We start from the raw sequence: 22,758 nt of genomic DNA, 5'->3' as shown, positions 1-22,758 counted from the left end.
ACATACTCACAGCAGCGCCAGATCATCGCGGTGGACGATGTTCTCGCCGTAGCTGTAGCCGAGTATGCCTTCGATGTCGCGCGAGTGCCGTTGGGCAATTCGCCGAATATCGACCGCCGAATACTGGACGATCCCGCGGGCGACGCGGCGTTCGCCTTCGCCGTCGCGCAGCGACACCTCCACCATATCGCCGCGGCGAAAATCGCCTTCGGCGGTAACCACGCCTCCGGGCAACAGCGAAGCGCCTTTTTGCGCCAGCGCCTGTGCCGCGCCCGGGTCTATCAGGATTTTCCCACCCGCTTCAGCCGGTGCGTTGCGCAACCAGTACTTGCGTGCGGCCAACCGGTTCTGCGCCGGACGGAAGCGGGTACCTCGCAGTTGCCCTTGCGCCAATAACCGCACCGCCTCAGCGCTGGTGCCGTCGAACAGGTAGGTTTCGATGCCAACCGCGGCTGCTTTGGCCGCCGCTTCCAGCTTGGTGCGCATGCCGCCGGTACCGGCGCCGCTGCCGGCATCACCGGCCATGGCGAAGAATTCGGGCGTCAGCGCTTCGACTTCATCGATAGGTCGCGCGTCAGGATCCAGGCGCGGATTGGCGGAATAGAAGCCAGCGATATCGGTGGCGATGAACAAGGCATCGGCATCGATCAGCGCGGCGACCATGGCCGCCAGATTGTCGTTGTCGCCCAGCTTCAACTCATCCACCGAAACCGTGTCGTTTTCGTTGATGACGGGAAGCGTGTGCAGCGCCAGCAGCTCCCGCAGAGTGGCGCGTGCGTTGAGATACCTGCGGCGGTTGCGCAGATCGTCGTGAGTCAGCAGCACCTGCGCGACGGGTCGCTCGAAGAAACGCTGCCATAACCCTATCAGCTGCGCTTGCCCAAGCGCGGCTAACGCCTGCCGTTCGGCCATCGCCGCGCCGGATTGCGGCTTGCGATGCAGGATGGCGCGGCCTGCCGCCACGGCGCCGGAAGATACGATCACCACTTCACGCCCCGCAGCCAAGCTGGCGGATACGAATTGCGCCAAGCCCAGCGCGTGACGCGGACTGAGGCCTTCGCCATCGGCCGCCAGCAGGCTGCTGCCGACCTTGAGCACGGCCCGGCGCCAATTGGGCAGCGACTGTTCGATAAAACGGGGCACGATAGGCGGGGTCATGGGCTGGCTCAGCGAGTGTTCCATTCGTATATGGTGAGCGTCGAAGATCCGTAAGTAGTTAGCGGATCGCGATGAACGATAGCTTGCGCTTCTTCCAGGTTATCCGCCTTCAGCACATAGGCGCCGCCGCTCTTGTCGCTGAAACCACCGGTCATTTCCAACTGACCAGCACTCCTGAGTTCATCCAGAAAAGCCAGATGCGGCGCGATGACTTCATCGCTGAAGGTTGGTTTGCGCATGGCCATGACTAGGTATCGCTTCATTTCGTCTCGTCGGTTTCTCTGTTCAACGCTGCGGAAGTCATCGCAAGAGAGCCTACCTTGTGGGAGCGACGTGAGTCGCGACCGGAAACATCAACGTCGCGACTCACGTCGCTCCCACAAGGAGGGCCTACGAAATCAGCTGTCCAAGTCAGCTAGCCGCGCGCGCAATTCATCCAAACGCAAATCTGCAGCCGCACCTGGTGAAACACGCGCGGCCAGACTCGATTCCGGCGTACGCCCTTCGCCCGCACTTCCGGCGGACGCCGCCGCCGCTTTGTAAGCTTCGCGAAACGGCACGCCAGCCACCGCAGCATCCACCGCCACATCGGTCGCATACATGCCTGAATCGATCGCCGCGCGCAGCTTGTCTTCGCGCCATTCCAGGTTGGCCAACAAAGCCGGCAGCAGTTCCAGCGCGGGCAGGCCGCGGCTGAAGCCATGGAAGATGGCACCCTTGCTGGCTTGCAGGTCACGGTGGTAGCCGGAAGGCAACGACAGAAGTTGCTCGATCTCAGTGCGCGCCGCGGCGACACTGGCATGGGTGGCCCGCATCAGTTCGATCACGTCCGGGTTGCGCTTGTTGGGCATGATGGAACTGCCGGTGGTGTACTGCGCGGGCAGCGCCACAAAACCGTATTCGGCGCTCGTGAACAATGACAGATCCCATGCGATGCGGCGCAGGTCCAATGTGGCGCTACCCAGGGCCTCCAATGCCGCCATTTCGAACTTGCCGCGCGACAGCTGCGCGTAGATCGGGCTGATCTGCATCCGTGCGAAACCGAGCGTGGCCGTGGTGTGTTCCCGATCGAGCTTGAGGTTGACGCCATAGCCAGCGGCGGTGCCCAGCGGATTGGCATCGACCAGCCTCAAGGTGTCGTTTGCGCGGATGGCATTGTCGATGAACGCCTCCGCCCAGCCCGCCCACCACATGCCGGCCGATGACACTACCGCGCGCTGGATATGCGTGTAGCCAGGAATCGGCAGGTCGCGCTCGGCTTCCGCGCGGTCCAGGGCGACCTTGGCGATACTGCGGGATAGGCCGGCGACACGCCCCAGTTTTTCTTTCAGCCACAAGCGCGTGGCGACCAGAATCTGGTCGTTGCGGCTGCGGCCGGTATGGATCTTGCGGCCGGCATCGCCCAGACGTTCGGTCAGACGTGCTTCGATGGCGGAGTGGCAGTCTTCGTAACGTTCGTCCAGTACAAATCGACCTGTACGAAAGTCTTCCGCCAGCGCTGTGAGTTCGCGCCTCAGGCCTTCCAACTCGTCCGCCGACAGAATGCCGATCCGCTGCAATCCTTCCGCATGCGCGCTGCTGGCCTGGATGTCGTGCAGGAAGAACTCCCGGTCCAGCACCACGTCATCGCCCGCCAGGAATCGCTGGATTTCCGCATCGACGGTGACACCCGGTTTTTGCCACAACAAATCAGACATTACGGTTCTCCTGCGTAGGGCGGGTCTCGGCCCGCCATTCTTCTATGTCGCGATGTTCGAAAGGCGGGTCGAGACCCCGCCCTACGCCACCGAAATCGAGGTCAGTTCCCCGAACCCGAACGCCAGATTCAAATTCTGCATCGCCTGCGTCGCTGCGCCCTTCAGCAGGTTATCCAGTGTCGCCACCACCACTAGCCGCTTGCTGCCCGGCGCCACCGTGAATCCACCGATCTCCACGCCATGCTTGCCGGCAATGCGGCTGACCCAAGGCGCGTCGTCGAGAATGCGAACCAACGGTTCGCCGGCATAGCGTTGTCGGTATAGCTCACGGACGGCTTCCACCTTCACCGGCTGCTGCAGCCACAGGTTTACCGTCATGGTGATGCCACGGAAGTGCGGCGCCACATGCGGCATGAATTCAACCGGCACGCCGAGATGACGCGAAACCTCGCGTTCGTGCATGTGATCGGCCAGCGAATAGGGCATCAGGTTATCGCGCAACAGTTCCGGATTGTTCTTGTCCGAAGGCGTGGTGCCAGCACCGGAATATCCGGACACCCCGAAACACTGCGGCGGACCCGCCAGCTGATCGAGCAATGGTGCAATGGCTAGCTGCATCGCCGTGGCATAGCAACCGGGATTGCTGATGCGCTTCTGTCCGTCATACCGGTCGCGGGTCAGTTCCGGCAAGCCGTAGTACCAGTCCTCGTTGAAGCGGTAGTCCGCCGACAGGTCGACGACGACCGTCGCCGGCGCCTGTGCATCGATCGCGGCCACCAGTTCGGAAGCCTTGCCATTTGGCAACGCCAGGATCACCGCGTCGACGCTGCTGCCGCCAACCTGCTCGTGGCTGAGGCTTTCGTAACGCCTATCGCCCGAGAATTCGGCGATATGGTCGCTGACCTTCTGCCCGGCCAACTCGCGCGAAGAAACGAAACCCAGCTCCAGCTGCGGGTGGCGGGCAATCAGCCTGATCAGTTCGGCGCCGGTGTGGCCGCGCGCACCGACGATGCCGACGGTCTTCTTGCTCATGGGGTGGCTCCTGCCGATTCGGTATGTTGTTCCAGCTTGGACAGCAGATTGCGCTTCACGCCCGGCCATTCGCTGTTGATGATGGAAAAGATCACGGTATCGCGCGGCGTGCCGTCGGGATGGCGACGATGATTGCGCAGCACACCATCCTGTTTGGCGCCCAGGCGAGCGATAGCGGCCCGCGAACGGTGATTGAACCAGCTGGTCTCGAACACCACGCTGATGCAGCCCAGCGTTTCGAAAGCATGGGTCAGCAACAGCAGCTTGGTTTCAGTGTTGACGCCGGTGCGCTGCACCTTGGGCGCATACCAGGTGTAGCCAATGCTTAACTTGGGCACTGTCGGTTCAAGATCGTAGAAGCGGGTACTGCCGACGATCTCACCCTGTGAGTTGCGGATGACGAAAGGCAGCCAGCGGCTTGCAGCCTCGCCCTCCATCACCGCATCGAGGTAAGCGCCCACGTCGGCTGCCTTCGGCACCTGGGTATACCAGAGGCGAGACAGTTCATCGCCCGCTAACGCGGTGCGCAGGCCGTCGATATGGTCGCGTTGCAAGTGTTCCACCGACGCATGCTGGCCTCTCAACCGCGGCACCGTACGCCAAGCTTCGGGAAAATGCTCCATCGTCATCGCTCAGTCGGTCAACGTTACGGGCAACGTACGGCAATGCGCAACGCAGCGCTCGATATCGCGGAAATCTTCGATGCCGTACCAAAACACCTTCCAATTCTCCTGCTTGTAGCAGCCGTCGGATTCGGCGTAGTAGAAGATGTTGACCTGGTTGTTGTGGCGAGAACGCCAGAACAACCGCGGATTTTCCTCACGCATCACATGCCAAACGGCGCGCCCCAGGCCCTCGCCTTGCGCATCGTCCAACACCGCGAACTTGTCGAGGTAAGTGGCGGTGCCATCGTCGAGCAGTTGCTCCTGGGTCAGGATCAGAGCGGTGCGGTAGTTCTCGCTGACGTAGACACGATGCGGTTGTGTACGCTCGAAGTAATCGGGCAACAGCTTGCGGCCGAAACTGGATTCGATCAGGCCACGCAGCCGGTCCAGATCGATGCCTTCCCAGCTATCGAAGCGCAGCACGCGCTCGCCTCGCCGCACCAGCGTGCCGGAACCGCGGTGGGTAAACAGTTCCTTGGCCAGCTCGGCCGGCTTGGTAATCGACACCGACGACGTCAGCGGCAGCTTGTCCAGCAGCGCCTTGATCTGTTCGATCTTGACCCGCATGCCGCCGTTGATCCACGGTTGCGCCATCAGCTCGTCGTACTCGGTGGACAGGTTGATTGAGTCGATCACCTTGCCGTCCGCGCCCAGCAGCCCGCCGGTACCGGTGAGAAAGATGATCTTGTATGGCTGAAGTACCTGCACCAATTCGTTGGCGGCAAAATCGGCATTGATGTTGAGAATCTGGCCGCCCGCCGTTTCGCCCAGGCTGGCGATGACCGGAATGGAACCGGCATGCAGGCTGGCTTCGATAGGCGCCAAGTTGATGCGGTTGACCTCGCCCACCAACCCATACGTGTCCTTGTCCAGGTACTCGGCCTCGAACACTCCGGACACGATGGACGTCGCGCGTGCGCCGGCCTGCTGCAGCGCCTCCACCAGCGCCAGATTCTGCTGCAGGAACACCTTGCGCACGATCGCCAGCACTTCCGGCGTGGTCACCCGCAGGCCGTTGACGGTCTGTTTTTCGATGCCGGCCGCGGTCATTTCCTCATCCAACTGCGGGCCGGCGCCATGCACGACGATAGGCGTCAGCCCTACTTCCTGCAGGAAGGCCAAGGAGGAAGTCAGCGCCTCCAGGTCGTCGCGCAGCACCGCGCCGCCTACTTTGACCACGGCGAAGCGCTTGGCATCCAGCTGCGAGAATCGCTTGACGTACTGCGATATCTCTTTCGCGCTGGCCATGCTGGACAGCAGGCGGATGATGGTCTGGCGGGTTTGTTTGTGCGATTCCATGTCTTCTTTTTCAGTTCTGTAGGGCGGGTCTTGACCCGCCATGTGCGGATTGTTGATCCGTCGTTGACACCCGATACCTGGCAGCGGGTCGAGACCCGCCCTACGCCAATATCCGTACCACGCTATCGGCGTAGCTTTGCAGTTGTTCGAGCGACACCCACTCATCCGCGGTATGCGCCTGCGCGATATCGCCGGGGCCGTACACCAGCGCGGTCAGGCCGGCTTGTGAGAACAACGAGGCCTCCGTCCAGAAATCCACTGCGTTGCCGATCGGCAGACCCAGCTCGTCGGCCAGATCGCGCGCAGCCAGCCGGCGTTCCTCCGCCCGCGCCACGTCGCCGGAAGGCAGTGATGGACCGCGGAAGGTTTCTTCGTATTCCGCCAGCGCATCGGCATTGGCGAAGGCGCGGAACTGCGCGTGCAACGCGTCCATGTCCTGCGAGGGCAACGGACGGAAACCGAACCGCACCTCGGCACTGGGCGCGATCATATTCGCCTTGATGCCGCCTTCTACCCGTCCGATATTGAAGCGCAAGCCGGTGAGCCCGCCGAAACGCAGATGATGCTGGGCCTGCACGAAATCCAGCGTGGTGGTGCCCCAGCGCATGGCGTTATGCAGTGCGCTCAGCGACAACGCGTTCTCGGCCGAAGCGTGCCCCGCCTGCCCCTTGAACGCCATCCGTACCGCACTGATACCACGGTGCGCCAACACGGCCTGGCCTTGGGTAGGCTCGGCGATGATGGCTTCCTGGAATCCGTGATCGCGCGCCAGGAAGGCGGCAATACAACGTGGGTCGTTGGCTTCTTCGTCACTGCTGAAGAGGAACGCCGCGTCACCCTGCGTGACCCGCGCCGCCGCAATCAGGCACGCTGCCGCGCCTTTGATGTCGCACGCGCCCAAGCCGATGGCGCGATCCTCGGTCACTCGCAGCGTCAACGGGTTCGCCGTCCAGGCCGGTGACGAAGGCACCGTGTCCAAGTGCACGTTGAACACACGCTTCGGCTGGCCGCGCACGGCGAACAGCGACACCGCGCCGGCACCGTGATCGATCACTTCGACCGTGAAGTCCGGCAATTGCGCACGGATATAGTCGAAGATGCCGCCCGTGGTGATGGCTCGCGGCGGATTGCGGGTGTCGTGGGAGACCAGGGCTTCGAGGTGTGGGAGGACGGTTTGCAGCATCGTAATTATTTCCGCAGCCAATCATCTGTCTGTCGTCATCCCGGCGAACGCCGGGATCCATTTGCTTTTGATTTTTCGCCATCAAGGTTCTGCAGGGGCAGAGGCGAAAGTCAAAATGGATCCCAGCGTGCGCTGGAATGACGGGCTTTGTTTTTTTCTGAAGATCAGCGGTTGATCTCCGCCCACAACGTCGAGCTCATCCCGAACAGCTTGATGAAGCCTTCCGCCTCTTCCACGCCCCAGTCGGCCGATTGTGCGTAAACCGCGCCCTTGGCATGCAGCAGGTGTGGCGACTTGATGGCAACGGCGTCGACGCGACCGCCACGGGTTTCCAGCACCACTTCGCCATTGACGGTCGCCTGCGAGGATTTCAAGAATGCCTCCAGGTCCGTCTTGATGGGATCGTGATAGAAACCCTCATAGACCACTTCCACCCACTTGCGCGCTACCTCGGGCTTGAAGCGGTTCTGCTGCTTGGTCAGCACGGCTTCTTCCAGTGCACGATGCGCGGCGAGCAATGAGATCAGGCCAGGCGCCTCGTACACGATGCGGCCCTTCAAACCGATGGTGGTGTCGCCGGTGTACATGCCACGGCCAACACCGTAGGGCGCGAACAAGCTGTTCAACTTGGCCAGCAGCTTGGCGCCTTCCAACGGCTGCCCGTCCAGCGTCACGGCTTCGCCATTCTTGAAACCAATCGTGGCCTGCAGTGCCTGCTCCGGCCATTCGCTGCGCGGCGCGCACCAGCCGCGGGAGCCCTCGCCCGGTGCTTCCCAACGATCGATCTCACCACCGGACAGGGTCACGCCCAGCAGGTTCTCGTTGATGGTGTAGCTCTTCTGCTTGGCGCGCACGCCGAAGCCGCGCTCTTCCAGGTACTGCTGTTCGTAGGCGCGGGTCTGTGTGTGCTCTTTCTGGATTTCGCGGATCGGCGCGACGATCTGATAGTCGCCGGAAGCCTTCACCGCCAAGTCGAAACGCACCTGATCGTTGCCCATGCCGGTGCAGCCATGCGCGATAGCCTTGGTGCCGAGTTCGGCGGCACGCTTCAGTGCGGCATCAACGATCAGATAGCGATCGGACACCAGCAGCGGATACTGCCCTTGGTAGCCCTCGCCTGCCCAGACGAATGGCTTGACGAAACCATTCCAGATGGCAGGACCGCCATCGACCGTGACGTGACTGGCGGCGCCTAGCTCAGCCGCACGTTGTTCGATGTACGCACGCTCTTCCGCATCCACGCCGCCCGTGTCGGCGAAGACAGTGTGCACGGCCCAGCCGCGCTCCTGCAGATAGGGAATGCAGAAGCTGGTGTCGAGGCCGCCGGAGAAGGCGAGAACGATGTCTTTAGTGCCGGTAATCGGGAGTGGGGAATCGGGAATCGTGGGGGCGGTGCTCATGTGTTCTTTCCTTGTTACGTTCAAATTGAGGGAAGGCTTTCGCTGAATCGATTCTCTATTCCCGATTCCCCATTCCTGCTTGCGAAGCAAGCGCCGACATGATCGCCTTCTGCACATGCAGGCGGTTTTCCGCCTCATTGATAGCAATGCATTGCGGCGAATCCATGACGGCGTCGGTAGCCTTGACGTTGCGGCGCAGCGGCAGGCAATGGCTGAAGACACCGTTGTTGGTCAGCGCCATCTTCGCTTCGTCGACGATGAAGTGCTTGTACTGGTCGCGGATGGGTTTTTCCGGCTCCCAATTGCCGAAGAACGGCAAGGCGCCCCAGCTCTTGGCATACACCACGTCGGCGCCGGCATAGGCGCTGTCGATGTCGTGGCTGACAGCCAGCGAACCGCCGCTTTCGGCTACGTTCTGTTTGGCCCAGCCCATGTAGCGCTCATCCAGGACGTAATCCGGCGTGGGGCATAGCAGCGTCACATCCATGCCCAACCGGGTAGCGATGGTCAATGCGGAGTTGGCCACCGCGGTGTTCAGCGGCTTGGGGTGGTAGGTCCAGGTCAGCACGTACTTCTTGCCGCGCAGGTCCGAAGTGCCAAAGTGCTCTTGCAATGCCAGCGCATGCGCCAGTTCCTGGCAGGGATGGGTGATGGTCTCCATGTTGATGACCGGCACCGGCGAGTACTTGGCGAAGCTCTTCAGCACGATGTCTTCGCGATCGATCGTCCAATCGACGAACTTCGGGAATGCGCGTACGCCGATCAGGTCGACGTAGCGGCCCAGCACCCGCGCCACTTCCGCGATGTGCTCTTCGGTGTCGCCATCCATCACCGTGCCCAGGTTGAACTCGATGGGCCAAGCGTCCTTGCCGGGCTGCAGCACCACCGCATGGCCGCCCAACTGGAAAGCGCCCAGCTCGAAGCTGGTGCGGGTACGCATGGAGGGATTGAAGAACACCAGCGCGATCGACTTGCCCTTGAGCGCATCGCCCAGCTTGTGCTGCTTGTACAGCGAAGCTTGCGTCAGCAAGGCGTCCAGGTCGGGGCGGCTCCAGTCCTGCGTGTTCAAGAAGTGCTTCATGGCGTATTGATTCCAAGGCCTTTTTGGGGAGCCTGGCCGTGGATGACCGGACTCTTGCGGAGGGAAATGCGTGCGTCAGAAATACATGTTTCAGAAACGAAAAAACCCAGCCTCAGGCTGGGTTCCGGTGTGACAGGTGAAAACGTCCGGGCGACCCAGCTAGGAGCAGGATTCCGGTCGACGGGCACGCGACGTCATGCTCGAGGCCATCCGGGCGGCGCTGTCAGCATGCATGTGCACGTTCATCTTCATGGGGGCGAATGCTCGCACGTGCCGCGCTGGGGCGCAAGGCTCACGGCGTAACGGCAGCTTGGACAGGAGGCACGTAAGGCGCGACCGACACGCGGATGCGCAGCCGGTTGCCAGGATCTTCGGCCAACCGGGAGCGGTACTTGGTGCCCTTATAGATGTAGTCCACGTCGTAGGCGATGGGGCGGCGGAATTCCCGCTCCACTGGCACCACCCGGCAATTCACTTTGATCGGCTCCGACTTGGGTTCCGGCTCCGAACTTTCGTCGGAAAACATGCCACGAAGCGAACTCATCATGCGGTTCCAGCGCCCATCTTCTTCTTTGGCGCTCGGTTCGGCTTTGGGCGGCGACGGAATATCGTCGCACTGCTGCTCGGTGCGGCTGGCCCGCAAGGTCTGATAAACCGGCTCGACGCTCAATACCTGCGCGTAGTCCAAACGCACGTTTTCAGCCTGGACCACCCTTTCCTGGGCAGCAGCCTGCGTGGTCAATAACAGCGCGAGCAGAGCGGAGTAACGAAACAAAGGCGGCAGCCAGAATGAAGGTGAACCCTAGGGGCCACAGTTTAGGGTGCGAGCCTTGAGTGGGGCTGAACACCGGCCCGCCGCCTGCCGCGCCCGCATGCCAGCCTGTAGAATTGCAGGGCTTCCCCTCGCCCCCACCTCCATGACCTTGCGCCTGCACAACAACCTGACGCGCCGGGTCGAGCCCTTCGCGCCGCTCGACCCCGCCTGCCCCACGATGTACATCTGCGGGCCCACCGTCTACAACTATGCGCACATCGGCAACGCTCGAGGCCCGGTGGTGTTCGGTGTACTGGCCGCACTGCTTCGCCGGCGTTATGGCGGGTTGCGCTATGCCCGCAACATCACCGACGTGGACGACAAGATCAATGCTGCGGCCAAGGAAGAGGGCGTACCGATTTCGGTCATCACCGACCGCTATGCCGCTGTCTACCGCGAGGACATGGGGGCGCTGGGCGTGGCGCCGCCGGATCTCGAACCCGAAGCCACGGCCCATATTCCGCACATCATTGGAATGATCGAGCGGTTGATCGACAGCGGTCATGCCTATGTGGCCGAAGGGCATGTGCTGTTCGCGGTCGCCACCTTTTCCGATTACGGCAAGCTCTCGCGCCGGGACCCGGAGGAAATGCTGGCCGGCGCGCGCGTGGAAGTGGCGCCGTATAAGCGCGATGCCGGCGATTTTGTGCTGTGGAAGCCATCCACCGAGGATCTGCCTGGCTGGGATTCCCCTTGGGGCCGCGGCCGGCCGGGCTGGCATATTGAGTGCTCGGCGATGATCAGCGCTCATTTCGGCGAAACCATCGACATCCATGCGGGTGGCGTTGACCTGCAGTTCCCGCATCATGAAAACGAGATAGCGCAAAGCGAATGCGCGCACGGTGGCAAGATCTTCGCGCGCTTCTGGATGCATAACGGCATGCTGAATTTCGCTGGCGCAAAGATGTCCAAGTCGTTGGGCAATATCGAACGCGTGCACGAACTGCTGAAACAGCATCCACCGGAGGCACTGCGCTATGCCCTGCTTTCCGCGCACTACCGACAGCCGCTGGACTGGTCCGACGCCCTGATCGAACAATCCGTGCGCACGTTGGACCGCTTGTACGGCACGTTGCGCGATCTGGCGGATGTGACGGCCAAGGCCGTCATTCCACAAGTCGTGGAAGAGGCATTAGACGACGATCTGAATACGCCCCAGGCCTTGGCCGAAGTGGCGCGTATCGCTGGCGAAGCCCGTAAAGCCGCCGCTGACGATAGACCGCGGCTGAAATCAGAACTGCTGGGAGCGGGCCTGGCGCTGGGCTTGCTGCAACAGGATCCCGCGGCCTGGTTCGCGAGAGGCGCTTCGAGTGATGACGATAGCCGCATCCAGGCCTTGATCGACGAACGCGCCGTCGCGAAGAAGAACCGCGACTTCGCACGTTCCGATGCCATTCGGGACCAATTGGCCGCAGAGGGTATTCTCCTGGAGGACACGCCCCAGGGCGTACGCTGGAAGCGTGGGTAAACCTACGCTCTCCGAAGCAATGGAGACTGTGCAGCTGTAGTGGGGAATGCATGAACCACGCAACCCCTCCCCAACCCTCCCCTGCCTTCGCAGGGGAGGGAGTCGAGACAAGAGCACAACGTGACCGAGAATATTTTCCCGCTGGAACCCACCGCGACCGAAGCGCAGCAAGCCATCAAGGAAGAGTTCGCCTTCTTCGGCGACTGGTCGGAGCGCTATCAGTACCTGATCGACCTGGGACGCAAGCTGCCGGCATTCCCCGAACAGTGGAAGAAGGAAGAGCACCGGCTGCTGGGTTGCCAGTCGCTGGTGTGGATCGTCCCGCAAGGCGATGCGCAGCGACTGGATTTCCATGCCATCAGCGATTCGGCGATCGTCTCGGGCCTGATATTTCTCGCCCTGCGCGTGTATTCCGGTCGTTCGGCGGCTGAGATTCTGGCGACCGAACCTGATTTCATCGCCGACATCGGCCTGGCCAAGCACCTCTCCCCTACCCGCAGCAACGGCCTGACCGCCTTGCTCGCTTTCATACGCGATACCGCGCAAAGCCAGCGTGACTGAAGGCATCACCAACGGGAACGCACCGCTGCTGCGCACGCAGTTCGCGACACTGCTGACCTACCGCGTTCTGTCCATCCTGTCGTACCAGATCACCTCGGTGACCGTGGGCTGGCACGTCTATGAGCTGACCCGCAATCCGCTGTCGCTGGGCTTGATTGGATTGGCGGAAGTGATCCCGTATTTCTGCTTCGCACTGTTCGCCGGCTACGCGGTCGACCACCTGCCGCGTCGCAAACTGGGTTTGGCGGCGTGCGTCTGTCTCAGCATCACCGGGCTACTGCTGACCGCGATCTCCGCTGGTTGGCTGCCCAACCAGAACGTCTGGATGATCTATGCGGCGATCGCGGTCACCGGCGTGGCGCGCGCGTTTCTGACGCCAATCTATAACGCGTTATTCGCACGCGTACTGCCACGAGAACAGTTCGCGCGCGGCGCCAGCTTCGGCAGTGTCGCTTTCCAAGCCTCGCTGGTTACCGGTCCAGCCATTGGCGGTGTGTTAGTGGGCTGGGCCAGCAAGACCGCCGCTTACTCGACCGCAGCGGCATTGGCGCTGCTGGCCGGCATGGTGCTGCTGCGGTTGCGCGTAGAGGAACCCGTCGCCGAAGGCACGCGTGCGCCGATATTCACCAGCATCGGCGAAGGTCTGCGCTTCGTCTTCGGCAATCAGATTGTCCTGAGTGCGCTGGCGCTGGACATGTTCGCCGTGCTGTTCGGGGGCGCGGTGGCGGTACTACCGGCCTTCATCCAGGAAATCCTGCACTACGGGCCGGAAGGCCTGGGCATTCTGCGCGGCGCACCGGCGCTGGGCGCGGTCGCCATGGGGTTATGGCTGACCCGGCATCCGCCCGGGCAACGGGCCGGCCGCTGGCTGCTGATGGCAGTGGCGGGATTCGGCCTATGCATCATCGGATTCGGCCTTTCCACGCATTTCTGGCTTTCGGCGACGTTGCTGCTGATGTCGGGCGTGTTCGACAGTGTGTCGATGGTGATGCGTTCGACCATCCTGCAACTGGCGACGCCAGACCACATGCGTGGCCGGGTGTCATCGATCAATGGCATCTTCATCGGCTCATCGAACGAGCTGGGCGCGTTCTATTGCGGATCGATGGCGCGATTGCTGGGCCTGGTGCCTGCAGTGGTGCTGGGTGGCTTCATGACGCTAGGCGTCGTCGGCATCACTACCTGGAAAGCGCCGGCGTTGCGCAGGTTGAATATCAAGGACTTGCATTGACCTGCCCTGTAGAGCGGAGCTGCGCCTCGCTGATCGCGCGCGCCGACTTACCTACGAGCTATTCGTTATCGCCCGCCGTTGCGATGGCCTGATTGCCATCGGATCGGTGCTATCGCGGGGCGCAGCTCCGCTTTACGTGAAGCGCGCCGCATGCACGGGGATACGCGCATAAAAAACCCCGCACTCGGCGGGGTTTTTCAAACACGGACCAACGCGATTGTTTAGTCGCCTTGCTGCTTCTGCATGTGTTCCCAGCGCTCCTGCGCATCGATGGTGCGTTCGGCGGTCAGGCGCGCTTCCAGGCGCTCCAGGCCGATCTCTTCACCGGTATCTACGCAATATCCATAGTCGCCAGCATCCAGACGCTTGAGCGTGCTGTCGATCTTGCCGATCAGCTTGCGATAGCGGTCGCGGGTGCGCAGCTCCAGCGAGTTTTCGGTTTCGCGAGTAGCACGCTCGGCTTCATCGCCGATGTCGCGCACTTCGTCCTTCAGGTTTTCGATGGTCTGCTTGGACTCTTCCACCAGATCGGCGCGCCAATCGAGCAGCCGCTTGCGGAAGTATTCAAGCTGCAGCGGGCTCATGTACTCCTCTTCCACCGAAGGCTTGTAGCCCGCGGGAATGATGGGACGGCCGGTGGTTTCATCAGTCTTGTACGGCACTTCCTTGACCTTGCCGCGCACCACGGGCGCGCTTGGCCTTGCGGCGACCGCGACAGCGACTTTGCCGACGGGGCGCGGAATGGGGGCTTGCTTGGCAATCACGGGAGTGGCAGCAGGAGCGTTTTTAGCGGATTTCGTGGGGGTTTTCGAGACGGGCACTGGCTTCTGTGGGGGCGGAGCCTTGGCAACGGGCTCTGGTGCCGACTTCACTGCAGCTTTAGGTGCTACAGGTGCTTGGACATGAGAGGACGCTGCCTTGGGGGGGGCAGATTTGGCCGGAGCCGGCTTGACGGCCGGTTTCGGTGCGGGTTTTGCGGCCGGCTTGGCGGCAACCTTCGGCGCAGCCTTTGTGGCTGGCTGGGCTGCCGGTTTGCTTGCTGGCTTTTTCGCCATTGGCTTGGCAGCTGGCTTCTGAGCCGCGGCTTTGCTCACAGCAGGTTTCTTGGCGACAACCGCTTTGCCTGCCGCAGGCTTCTTGGCGGCGGCCGGCTTGGCCGTCGTCTTCTTGGCCGCCGGTTTTGCGACCGGCTTTTTGGCAGCAGCCTTCTTCACGACAGGCTTCTTGGCGGAGGTCTGGGCGGGTTTCTTGGCGGCCTTGGCGGCCTTCTTCGCAGGTTTTTTTGCAGCCACGAACAGCGCTTCCTTGTTCTTCCCGATAACCGGGAAAGCGCGACTTTATAGCCTACCCAGCGTGCAGCGGCAAGCTAGGGCCTGTTACCGCTATGGGGATGAGTCACGTTGCTTCCCGCCTAGCCAGGGTTCGCCCTTGCAGGAGCGCCGTCCTCGGCGCGAGCTTTTGCTTCTATCGCGATTCAGACAGGAAGAGCTCGCGGCAGGGCGCCGCTCCTGTGGCAAACTCCTGGACAAGTGGGGACGCAACCCGGAGAGCCTGCTCCGTTCTTGATACCGAAGCTGCAACCCGATGACGGTAACGAGCCCCAACATGCGTATCATTGCCCGATGATAGGCCGCGCACTCATTGCTGTCCTGCGGGTGTACAAGCGTTTCATCAGCCCTTTGTTGGGTCCGCGCTGCCGTTTCGCCCCCACCTGCTCGGAATACGCGATGGAAGCCATCGCCCGGTTTGGTCCGATGAAAGGTGGCTGGCTGGCCTTGCGCCGGATCGGCCGCTGTCATCCGCTCCATGCCGGCGGACACGACCCGGTACCCGAGAAATCCGCCTCCACCCCACCGCCAGGGAACCCGTGATGCCCGCTTCCGGTACCGTGATAGTCAACGCCCGTCTGGTCAATGAAGGCCGCGAATTCGAGGGTGACCTGCGTTTCGAGAATGGTCGCGTCACTCGGATCGCTGCCGAGATCAGGCCACTTGCCGACGACAAGGTGATCGAGGCTGGGGGCCGCTGGCTGCTACCGGGCATGATCGACGACCAAGTGCATTTCCGTGAACCCGGCATGCCGCACAAGGGCGATATCGCCACGGAATCGGCAGCTGCCGTCGCCGGTGGGCTGACCACTTTCATGGATATGCCCAACACCAGTCCGCCAACCCTGAACGCGGAAGCACTGGCAGACAAGTACCAGCGGGCCAAAGGCCGGGCCTGGGGCAATTACGGTTTTTATCTGGGGGCCAGCAACGACAACCTGGACGACGTCCGCTCCCTGGACCCCAAGACCGCGCCGGGCATCAAGGTATTCATGGGCGCGTCCACCGGCAACATGTTGGTCGACAACCCCGACACCCTGGATGCGATCTTCCGCGAAGCGCCCACCCCCATCATCACTCACTGTGAAGATACGCCGACGATCGACGCCAACATGGCGGCGTTCCAGGCCCGCTACGGCGACGCGTTGAGCGCCGAGCAGCACCCCGACATCCGCAGCCGTGAAGCCTGCATCAAATCGACACGATTGGCACTGTCGCTTGCACGCAAGCACGGCACGCGCCTGCATGTGCTGCATATCTCCACTGCCGACGAACTGGCGCTGTTCATTCCCGGGCCGCTGGTACATGCCGACGGTGCTCGCAAGCGCATCACGGCCGAGACCTGCGTTCACTTCCTGCGCTTCGACCGCAGCGACTACGCGCGGCTGGGCAACCTGATCAAATGCAACCCGGCCATCAAGGATGCCAGTGATCGCGAGGCGCTGATCAAGGCACTGGCCGACGATGTGATCGACGTGTTGGCGACCGATCACGCGCCGCACACATTGGAAGAAAAATCGAAGCCCTATGCGCAGGCACCGTCCGGGCTGCCGCTGGTGCAGTACGCATTGGTGGCTGCGCTGGAGCTGGTGCACGAGCAGAAGCTCACCGCGGCGCAGATCGTCAACAAGTTCGCACACGCGCCGGCGCGACTGTTCGATGTGAAGGAACGCGGATTCCTGCGCGAAGGCTACTGGGCCGACCTGGTGCTGGTCGATGATGAAGCCTTCACGGTAAAGCGCGAGGACGTCCTATCGAAGTGCGGCTGGTCGCCTTTCGAGGAAACGACCTTCCGCTCGCGGATCGGCGCCACCTGGGTCAATGGCCGGATGGTGTGGAACGGCGATCATCTGGTCGGCACGCCCGGCGGCCAGAGGCTGGAGTTCGATCGGTGAGGGTGGCGGCGCTGTCAGCGCTGCTTGTTTCGAGCTTCATCGCCGCCTTTGCACCGCCCGCCAAGGCGCAACAGGCGTCTGCTCCGATGGCAGATGAGCGGATCGTGTTTCCCGCTCAGGCGTCGCAAGGCGCCATGGTCCTGGGAAAGGTGCCTTCGGGCAGCGAAGTGCGCTACGGCGGCCGCACGCTGCGCGCGACTCCCTATGGAACGGTCGTGCTAGGCGTTGGGCGCGACGAAAAAGGACCGCTGCAGGTGGATGTCGCGCTGCCTTCCGGCCGGCATGAAACGGTCTCCATCCAAGTTACTCCACGCGATTGGCCTACCGAATACGTCAAGGGCGTGCCTCCCAAGACGGTGAACCCGCCGCCAGAGATCGCCGAACGGATCAAGCGCGAACAGGCGCTGGTGACTGCCGCGCGGGACCGGGACGACGCCCGCGCAGATTTCGCGCAGGCATTCCAATGGCCGGTGCAAGGCCGTATCAGCGGCCGCTTCGGCAACGCTCGCGTCTACAACGGCCAAGCCGGCGCGGGTCATTCCGGCATGGACATCGCTGCGCCTGCCGGCACTCCGGTCAAGGCGCCGGCAGCCGGCGTGGTGACGTTCGCTTCACCCGATCTCTATCTGACCGGCGGGACCTTGCTGCTGGACCACGGCCACGGCGTCAGCTCCAACTTCCTGCATCTGTCACGTATCGATGTGAACGTGGGCGAGCGTATCGAACAGGGGCAGGTGATCGGCGCGGTGGGCGCTACCGGGCGGGCGACTGGGCCGCATTTGCATTGGGGGATGAATTGGTTCGACGTGCGCATTGACCCTTTGCTGGTACTCGAACGCGGACAATAGTCAAAAACAGTCCGTCGTTCGTCACCCAGGCGCGCTGCGGCGCGTTTTTCAGTGTGCATCCGGAACGGCTATCGGGGCGCGGTACTCGAACGCGGGAAATAATCTTCTCTTGTGGGAGCGACGTGAGTCGCGACCGGAAACATCAACGTCGCGACTCACGTCGCTTCCGCGAGGTTTATTGGTCGCGTCGGAACTTGCTATTCCTAAAGACCGCGAGAAGCAAGACAAGAGCAGCGGAGCAAGCTCTGCTCTACGCATTTCTCAAGCATTGGTGCCGCTGACGCGGGCCACGGCATCATGCGGGTGCAGGCTTTCGTAGTGCGCCACGGTGGCGTCATAGCGCGCGATGCGCGGATCGCTGGCGAGTACTGAGGCGACACGGCGGACGGCGTCTTCGCAGAACATCAGGTTCTCGGCGTTGAGCCGCGCGAACGCCTGCTCATCGACTCGCTTCACCGCCGTTTGCACTGGGGTTGCCAGCACCGCTTCCAACGCATCGATCAACGCCACCAGCGGCAACTCATCGAACTGGGGCCGCAGTTCCACCCTCACCGACGCGCGGCTGCGCTGCGCATGTGGCGTAGCCGCCAGGCCACGCTCGGAAGCCAGCCAGTCGTGAATGACATTGACCGCCAGCGGATGAGCGGCTGCAAAATCCTGCGCGAAACGCTCCGCGTTGGCTTGTCGCGATAGTGCCGCCGAGGCGGGACAGGTGCTGGAGTACTCGACCGAGAACGAAAGCGCCAGCTGTATATGCCCTTCCGCCAGAGTGGCTTCGATTTCCACCGGATAGCGCTTCCAGCCGCTGTAGTCGCTTTCCAGCGCACGCCGCTGCAGCAATGCCTCGTAGCGGATCTTCAGCCGCGCTTGCGACGCCAATCCCTGCTGGGACTCCACACTACCCTGCAGTAGGTGACGCAGGCCTGCCGGCGTAATGGCTTCGCGCGCGAGCCCTTCCTGCAGTTGCAGGTAGAGGCGCGACATATGGATGCCCCGTGCATCGGGGTTAATCAGATCAACGAACAGGTCGATGCTCGCAGCCACCTGCAGCTGGCCACCCGCACCATCGGGGATACGCACGGGTAAAGCGATACCTTCCATGCCGACCCAATCCAGTGGACGCGCCAGCGGCACACTCTGGTGAGCGACATCGGGCAGATCGGCGCGCGGCGCCAGTGGCAGAGAGGAGGACATCGAGATACACAGGGAACGGGGACCGGGCCATTCTACCCCTTGGCCTGAATCCCTAGATGAAACAGTCCGTTACGGCAAGTTCGCTTGGCTATCGCATCGATAGCCGGAGACGACGATCACCTTCACCCGCCGCGGGCGGCCCTCCAAGCGGTAAACACGACTGTCGCGAGGGAAGGCATCGGCGCTGCCTCGCCTGCTTTGGAAAAACGGTGCAGGCGGCCACGTGCCATGGCCGACAGGATGCGCCGCTCGCGACCGCCCTGCTGCACTGGCCAACGCTGCAACAGGATCTCGGCCCAACAACGCGACTGCGCCGACGGGTCGCCTGCTGCCATTACCTTCTCCTCAGCCAGCGGCAGCGCAGCAGTGCCGGCTTCGGCCAAACGCGTTGCGAGCAGTTGCGCGACAACGGCTTCCGCCAGCAAGGCAGAAGCCGATGCGGCGAACAATCTCGCCTCTACATCGGCCACGGCTTCGCCAAAGCCCTGCAAGCCGGAGAACGCCGTTGTGGCATCGACGGGACGATCACGCGCCGTTACCAGTTGCGGCAATGCTTCCGCCAACGCTGCCCATGGCGCGGTTTGCGGTTCCAGTACCCGTCCCAACGGATGCCGCGAACGCTGGCGCGACCAGTCGCGCAGTTCTTCGCCCCACCACGCCAGCTTGGCGTCAGCCGGCGTGGGGTCGCCCGCGACGTTCATCACGTCCTCGAATTCCTGCAACAGCGCGAACCAGGCGATCGCGACAGGGCGGCGCGCCGGCGGCACGAAAACTTCCGCCATCTGCCACTCCGGCCAGCGCGCGCGCCATTTATCGAGGAAGCTGTCTAGAGCGGTGGAATTGGACATGTGGACATGCGAAATCGTGGACGTGTGGGAGCGACGTGAGTCGCGACAAGGAGAATGGGGAAACCGCTGACCACGGATCGGTAGAAAAGGCGGATTATTGGTCCTTCATCTCGCGGGGCGACGCCCTTAATGTCATGCGCGCCAGGCTGTACGGTCGAGCTACGTCGCTCCTACAACGACACCACAGGACGGCCAGGCAGCCGGTTCGATCAAGTCATATGGCAGTTCGTACAGCACGTCGGCGCCCCACTCCTCCGGCCGTTCGCCGGCTTGGCGATAGCCCCACAGTGCAGCGATCGAGGGCATTCGCGCTGCACGTGCGGCGACGATGTCGCGTTCGTCGTCGCCCACATAGACGCAATCTTCGACGGCTACCCCGATCCGTTGCGCCGCCACTTGCAAAGGCAGCGGATGCGGCTTTTTTTCCGCCAGCGTATCGCCACCGATCAACACCGCACAGCGGCTTTCCCACCCCAGTTGCGGCAGGATGTCGCGCGCCAAGTACTCAGGTTTGTTGGTAACGATGCCCCAAAGCGAGCCAGCGTCTTCCAGTGCCGACAGCATGGCGTCCACGCCGTCGAACAGCTGACTGTGCTGACCCAGCTCCTGTCGATAGATCTCCAGGAATTCAGGCACCAAAGCTTCACGCTCAACGGTCTCCAGATGCGGAAACGCGATCGCCAACATGGCGCGAGAGCCTTTGGAAACGTGCGGCCGCAATTCAGCTAACGACACAGCGCCTAGGCCGCGTTCGTCACGCATCCGGTTGGCAGTCACCAGCATGTCCGGTGCGCTATCCAGCAATGTGCCGTCCAAGTCGAACAAGGCAACCCGGGGAAATTTGCCTATCCGCATCTGCTTTTCCGCTTCACTATTACCCATTCCCTATTTCCTGCTTCACCGCACAGGCCAGGTAGTTCACGTCGGTGCGGCCGATCAGGCGGGCGCCGTTGCGCCATGGCTCGTATGCCAGTCCGCTGACATCTTCCAACTGCATATCCGCGTCGCGCAGCCATGCCGCCAACTCAGCCGGTTTGATGAAGTCCTGATAGTGATGAGTGCCTTTGGGCAGCAACCGCGCGACGTACTCGGCGCCGACGATGGCCAAAGCGAACGCGGCGGGCGTGCGATTGAGCGTGGACAGGAACAAGCGCCCACCCGGCTTCAGCAGCGTGGCGCACGCACGAATGATCGCCGCCGGATCCGGCACGTGTTCCAGCATTTCCATGCAGGTGATGGCATCGAAACTGGCCGGACGCTCCTCCGCCAGTGCTTCCACCGACTGCAGGCGGTAGTCCACTTGCACGCCCGATTCCAACCGGTGCAGCTTCGCTACCTTGATCAGTTCCGGCGCCAGGTCGATGGCCGTTACCGAAGCTCCTTCCTTGGCCAACGCCTCACTGAGCAATCCGCCGCCGCAGCCCACATCCAGCACCTGCGCGCCAGCCAACACTGCCCGTCGGCGTACATAGTCCAGTCGCACCGGATTCAAGGCGTGCAACGCTTTTTGCGGACCCTGCTCGTCCCACCAACGATTGGCGAGCGCACCGAATTTATCGAGTTCGGCTTGGTCGAAGTTGTCTGGTGCAGGAGTGGAGGAAGTATTCATGCCGGCAAGTCACGCGAAATCGGAATGGGTCCAGCTTACGCTGGAAACGCTTTTTAACAGCCGAATGGCTGGTCATGACGGCGCCAGCACGCGGCGGGAGCGGTTCAGGCGTGGATCGAACGGATACGCGCGCGCCATTGCCTGGCGTTGGCGACCAACGCATCCACATCGATATCTATCAGCTCGCGCTGGACCATTCGCGGCCGGCCTGCGATCCACACATCGGTCACCTGATGGCGCCCCGTGGCATAGACCAACTGCGAGATCACATGATGCAGCGGCTGCGTCTCCAGCGCTGACAGGTCGACGCAGGCCAGGTCGGCTTGCTTGCCGATTTCGATGGAGCCGACCTTGTCGCCGAATCCCAGCGCCTTCGCGCCGCCGAGTGTCGCGGCACGCAGCGCGGTGGGCGCATCCAACGCAGTGGCATCGCTGGCCACCGCCTTGGCCAGCAGCGCGGCGGTGCGCGTCTCGCTGAACATGTCCAAGTCGTTGTTGCTGGCGCAGCCGTCGGTACCGATGGCCAGGTTGACGCCCGCGCGCTGGAGGGCGCAAGCGGGGCAGAAGCCAGAAGCCAGTTTCAGGTTGGATTCGGGGCAATGCACCACCGATACGCCACGTTCGGCGCACAGATGGATTTCCGCCTCGATGACCTGGGTCATGTGCACGGCGATCAGGCGATCATTGACCAGTCCCAATCGATCGAGCCTTGCCAGCGGGCGTTGACCGTACTGCTTCAGCGAGTCGGTGATTTCCTGCGCGGTTTCATGAGTGTGCAGGTGCACCGGAACATCCAGTTGATCCGACAGCATGCGTACGCGTTCGAAGTTGGCGTCGCTCACCGTGTACGGCGCATGCGGAGCGAAGGCGGTGCCGATCAGGTCATCGCCTCGCCATTGGTCGTGCACTTCACCGGCGCGATCAAAATACTCGTCCGAGCTGCTCGCCCACGCGGTGGGGAAATCGATCACCGGCAAGCCGACCAAGGCACGAAAGCCGTGACGCTTGTAGACCGCTGCCTGCACATCCGGGAAGAAATAGTTCTCGCTTGCGCAGGTGGTGCCGCCGCGCAGCATCTCGGCAATGGCCAGCGCCATGCCATCGGCGACGAACTCCGGGCCGATCACTGCGGCTTCCACCGGCCAGATGTGCTGCTGCAGCCATTCCATCAGCGGCAGGTCGTCGGCGACGCCACGCAGCAGCGTCATCGGGTTATGTGTGTGTGCGTTGACCAGGCCGGGAATCAGCGCCGCCTCCGGGCGCGAGACAACGCGCGCGGCGTCGAAGTGCTGCCGCGCTTCAGGTGTGGGCAGAACGGCGACGATCTCGCCGCCGCGCACCGCCACCGCGTGGTCTTCCAGCACCACGCCGTGGGGTACCACCGGCACCACGAAACCGGCTTCGATCAACAGGTCGCAGGTTTCGCGGGTGTGTTCGGTCATGCGTG

22 protein-coding genes are annotated in these 22,758 nt (G+C 62.6%); 6 read left to right on the top strand and 16 right to left on the bottom strand.

The features are described from left to right. Window positions 1-6: 6 nt before the first annotated feature. From proB to AADW18_RS00380, 10 genes are all read right to left on the bottom strand, one after another. A complete protein-coding gene (gene proB / locus AADW18_RS00425) occupies window positions 7-1,158 on the bottom strand; it encodes a glutamate 5-kinase (protein ID WP_337341376.1) in 1,152 nt (383 codons plus the stop codon). Window positions 1,159-1,166: 8 nt separating this feature from the next. Next, window positions 1,167-1,421, bottom strand: a complete 255-nt coding sequence (locus AADW18_RS00420) for a YciI family protein (protein ID WP_337341375.1) — start codon at window positions 1,419-1,421, stop codon at window positions 1,167-1,169. Between the two features lie 135 nt (window positions 1,422-1,556). Beyond that, on the bottom strand, window positions 1,557-2,855 hold the full coding sequence (gene argH, locus AADW18_RS00415; protein WP_337341374.1) for an argininosuccinate lyase: 1,299 nt from the start codon (window positions 2,853-2,855) through the stop codon (window positions 1,557-1,559). A gap of 81 nt (window positions 2,856-2,936) precedes the next feature. Then, complete coding sequence (gene argC, locus AADW18_RS00410; protein ID WP_337341373.1) at window positions 2,937-3,887, bottom strand: N-acetyl-gamma-glutamyl-phosphate reductase; 951 nt, start codon at window positions 3,885-3,887, stop codon at window positions 2,937-2,939. After that, the gene (locus AADW18_RS00405) at window positions 3,884-4,510 is read right to left on the bottom strand and encodes a GNAT family protein (RefSeq protein WP_337341372.1); all 627 of its coding nucleotides are present in this window, start codon (window positions 4,508-4,510) and stop codon (window positions 3,884-3,886) included. Before AADW18_RS00405 ends, argC begins: the two co-directional genes overlap by 4 nt. A gap of 9 nt (window positions 4,511-4,519) precedes the next feature. Beyond that, entirely contained in the window at window positions 4,520-5,851 is a 1,332-nt protein-coding gene (locus AADW18_RS00400) for an acetylglutamate kinase (RefSeq protein ID WP_337341371.1), read from the bottom strand. Window positions 5,852-5,951: 100 nt separating this feature from the next. Further along, window positions 5,952-7,034, bottom strand: a complete 1,083-nt coding sequence (locus AADW18_RS00395) for an acetylornithine deacetylase (protein ID WP_337341370.1) — start codon at window positions 7,032-7,034, stop codon at window positions 5,952-5,954. A gap of 164 nt (window positions 7,035-7,198) precedes the next feature. Beyond that, window positions 7,199-8,434 carry an argininosuccinate synthase gene (locus AADW18_RS00390; RefSeq protein WP_337341369.1) on the bottom strand — a complete coding sequence of 412 codons (1,236 nt, stop codon included), beginning with the start codon at window positions 8,432-8,434 and terminating at the stop codon, window positions 7,199-7,201. A gap of 55 nt (window positions 8,435-8,489) precedes the next feature. Beyond that, entirely contained in the window at window positions 8,490-9,515 is a 1,026-nt protein-coding gene (locus AADW18_RS00385) for an N-acetylornithine carbamoyltransferase (protein WP_337341368.1), read from the bottom strand. A gap of 292 nt (window positions 9,516-9,807) precedes the next feature. Continuing rightward, window positions 9,808-10,290, bottom strand: coding sequence for a hypothetical protein (locus tag AADW18_RS00380; protein ID WP_337341367.1), 483 nt, complete (start codon window positions 10,288-10,290; stop codon window positions 9,808-9,810). A 142-nt stretch (window positions 10,291-10,432) separates the two neighbouring features. On the opposite strand from AADW18_RS00380, the gene cysS reads away from it, so the two are divergent. The 3 genes from cysS to AADW18_RS00365 all read left to right on the top strand — a co-directional run bounded on the left by cysS (window position 10,433) and on the right by AADW18_RS00365 (window position 13,589). Next, entirely contained in the window at window positions 10,433-11,797 is a 1,365-nt protein-coding gene (cysS, locus tag AADW18_RS00375; RefSeq protein ID WP_337341366.1) for a cysteine--tRNA ligase, read from the top strand. Between the two features lie 120 nt (window positions 11,798-11,917). Continuing rightward, complete coding sequence (locus tag AADW18_RS00370) at window positions 11,918-12,358, top strand: SufE family protein (RefSeq protein WP_337341365.1); 441 nt, start codon at window positions 11,918-11,920, stop codon at window positions 12,356-12,358. Next, window positions 12,351-13,589, top strand: a complete 1,239-nt coding sequence (locus tag AADW18_RS00365) for an MFS transporter (RefSeq protein WP_337341364.1) — start codon at window positions 12,351-12,353, stop codon at window positions 13,587-13,589. The genes AADW18_RS00370 and AADW18_RS00365 overlap by 8 nt, the downstream gene beginning before the upstream one ends. Before the next feature lie 221 nt (window positions 13,590-13,810). On the opposite strand, the gene dksA is transcribed toward AADW18_RS00365, so the two are convergent. Continuing rightward, a complete protein-coding gene (dksA, locus tag AADW18_RS00360) occupies window positions 13,811-14,881 on the bottom strand; it encodes an RNA polymerase-binding protein DksA (RefSeq protein WP_337341363.1) in 1,071 nt (356 codons plus the stop codon). A gap of 330 nt (window positions 14,882-15,211) precedes the next feature. Between dksA and yidD the strand changes: the two genes are divergently transcribed. From yidD to AADW18_RS00345, 3 genes are read left to right on the top strand one after another with little or no spacing between them, the layout of a single operon-like run. Next, window positions 15,212-15,460, top strand: a complete 249-nt coding sequence (yidD, locus tag AADW18_RS00355) for a membrane protein insertion efficiency factor YidD (protein ID WP_337341362.1) — start codon at window positions 15,212-15,214, stop codon at window positions 15,458-15,460. After that, entirely contained in the window at window positions 15,460-16,812 is a 1,353-nt protein-coding gene (locus tag AADW18_RS00350; protein ID WP_337341361.1) for a dihydroorotase, read from the top strand. Before yidD ends, AADW18_RS00350 begins: the two co-directional genes overlap by 1 nt. Window positions 16,813-16,850: 38 nt before the next feature. Beyond that, on the top strand, window positions 16,851-17,660 hold the full coding sequence (locus AADW18_RS00345; RefSeq protein ID WP_337342085.1) for a M23 family metallopeptidase: 810 nt from the start codon (window positions 16,851-16,853) through the stop codon (window positions 17,658-17,660). Window positions 17,661-17,921: 261 nt separating this feature from the next. Here the strand turns inward: AADW18_RS00345 and folE2 are convergent, their stop codons facing one another. The 5 genes from folE2 to AADW18_RS00320 all read right to left on the bottom strand — a co-directional run bounded on the left by folE2 (window position 17,922) and on the right by AADW18_RS00320 (window position 22,753). Beyond that, window positions 17,922-18,854 carry a GTP cyclohydrolase FolE2 gene (gene folE2 / locus AADW18_RS00340; protein ID WP_337341360.1) on the bottom strand — a complete coding sequence of 311 codons (933 nt, stop codon included), beginning with the start codon at window positions 18,852-18,854 and terminating at the stop codon, window positions 17,922-17,924. A gap of 122 nt (window positions 18,855-18,976) precedes the next feature. After that, window positions 18,977-19,702: a phytoene/squalene synthase family protein gene (locus AADW18_RS00335; RefSeq protein WP_337341359.1), complete on the bottom strand. Its 726-nt coding sequence runs from the start codon at window positions 19,700-19,702 to the stop codon at window positions 18,977-18,979. A 159-nt stretch (window positions 19,703-19,861) separates the two neighbouring features. Beyond that, on the bottom strand, window positions 19,862-20,584 hold the full coding sequence (locus AADW18_RS00330; RefSeq protein WP_337341358.1) for a phosphoglycolate phosphatase: 723 nt from the start codon (window positions 20,582-20,584) through the stop codon (window positions 19,862-19,864). Beyond that, the gene (gene ubiG / locus AADW18_RS00325; protein ID WP_337341357.1) at window positions 20,577-21,311 is read right to left on the bottom strand and encodes a bifunctional 2-polyprenyl-6-hydroxyphenol methylase/3-demethylubiquinol 3-O-methyltransferase UbiG; all 735 of its coding nucleotides are present in this window, start codon (window positions 21,309-21,311) and stop codon (window positions 20,577-20,579) included. Before ubiG ends, AADW18_RS00330 begins: the two co-directional genes overlap by 8 nt. Before the next feature lie 104 nt (window positions 21,312-21,415). Continuing rightward, complete coding sequence (locus AADW18_RS00320) at window positions 21,416-22,753, bottom strand: TRZ/ATZ family hydrolase (RefSeq protein ID WP_337341356.1); 1,338 nt, start codon at window positions 22,751-22,753, stop codon at window positions 21,416-21,418. Window positions 22,754-22,758 lie beyond the last annotated feature (5 nt).

Origin of the sequence: Pseudoxanthomonas sp. CCNWLY206-1 (assembly GCF_039710385.1) — a bacterium.
Taxonomy (GTDB): domain Bacteria; phylum Pseudomonadota; class Gammaproteobacteria; order Xanthomonadales; family Xanthomonadaceae; genus Pseudoxanthomonas_A.
This window is presented reverse-complemented; position numbering and strand designations above follow the sequence as displayed.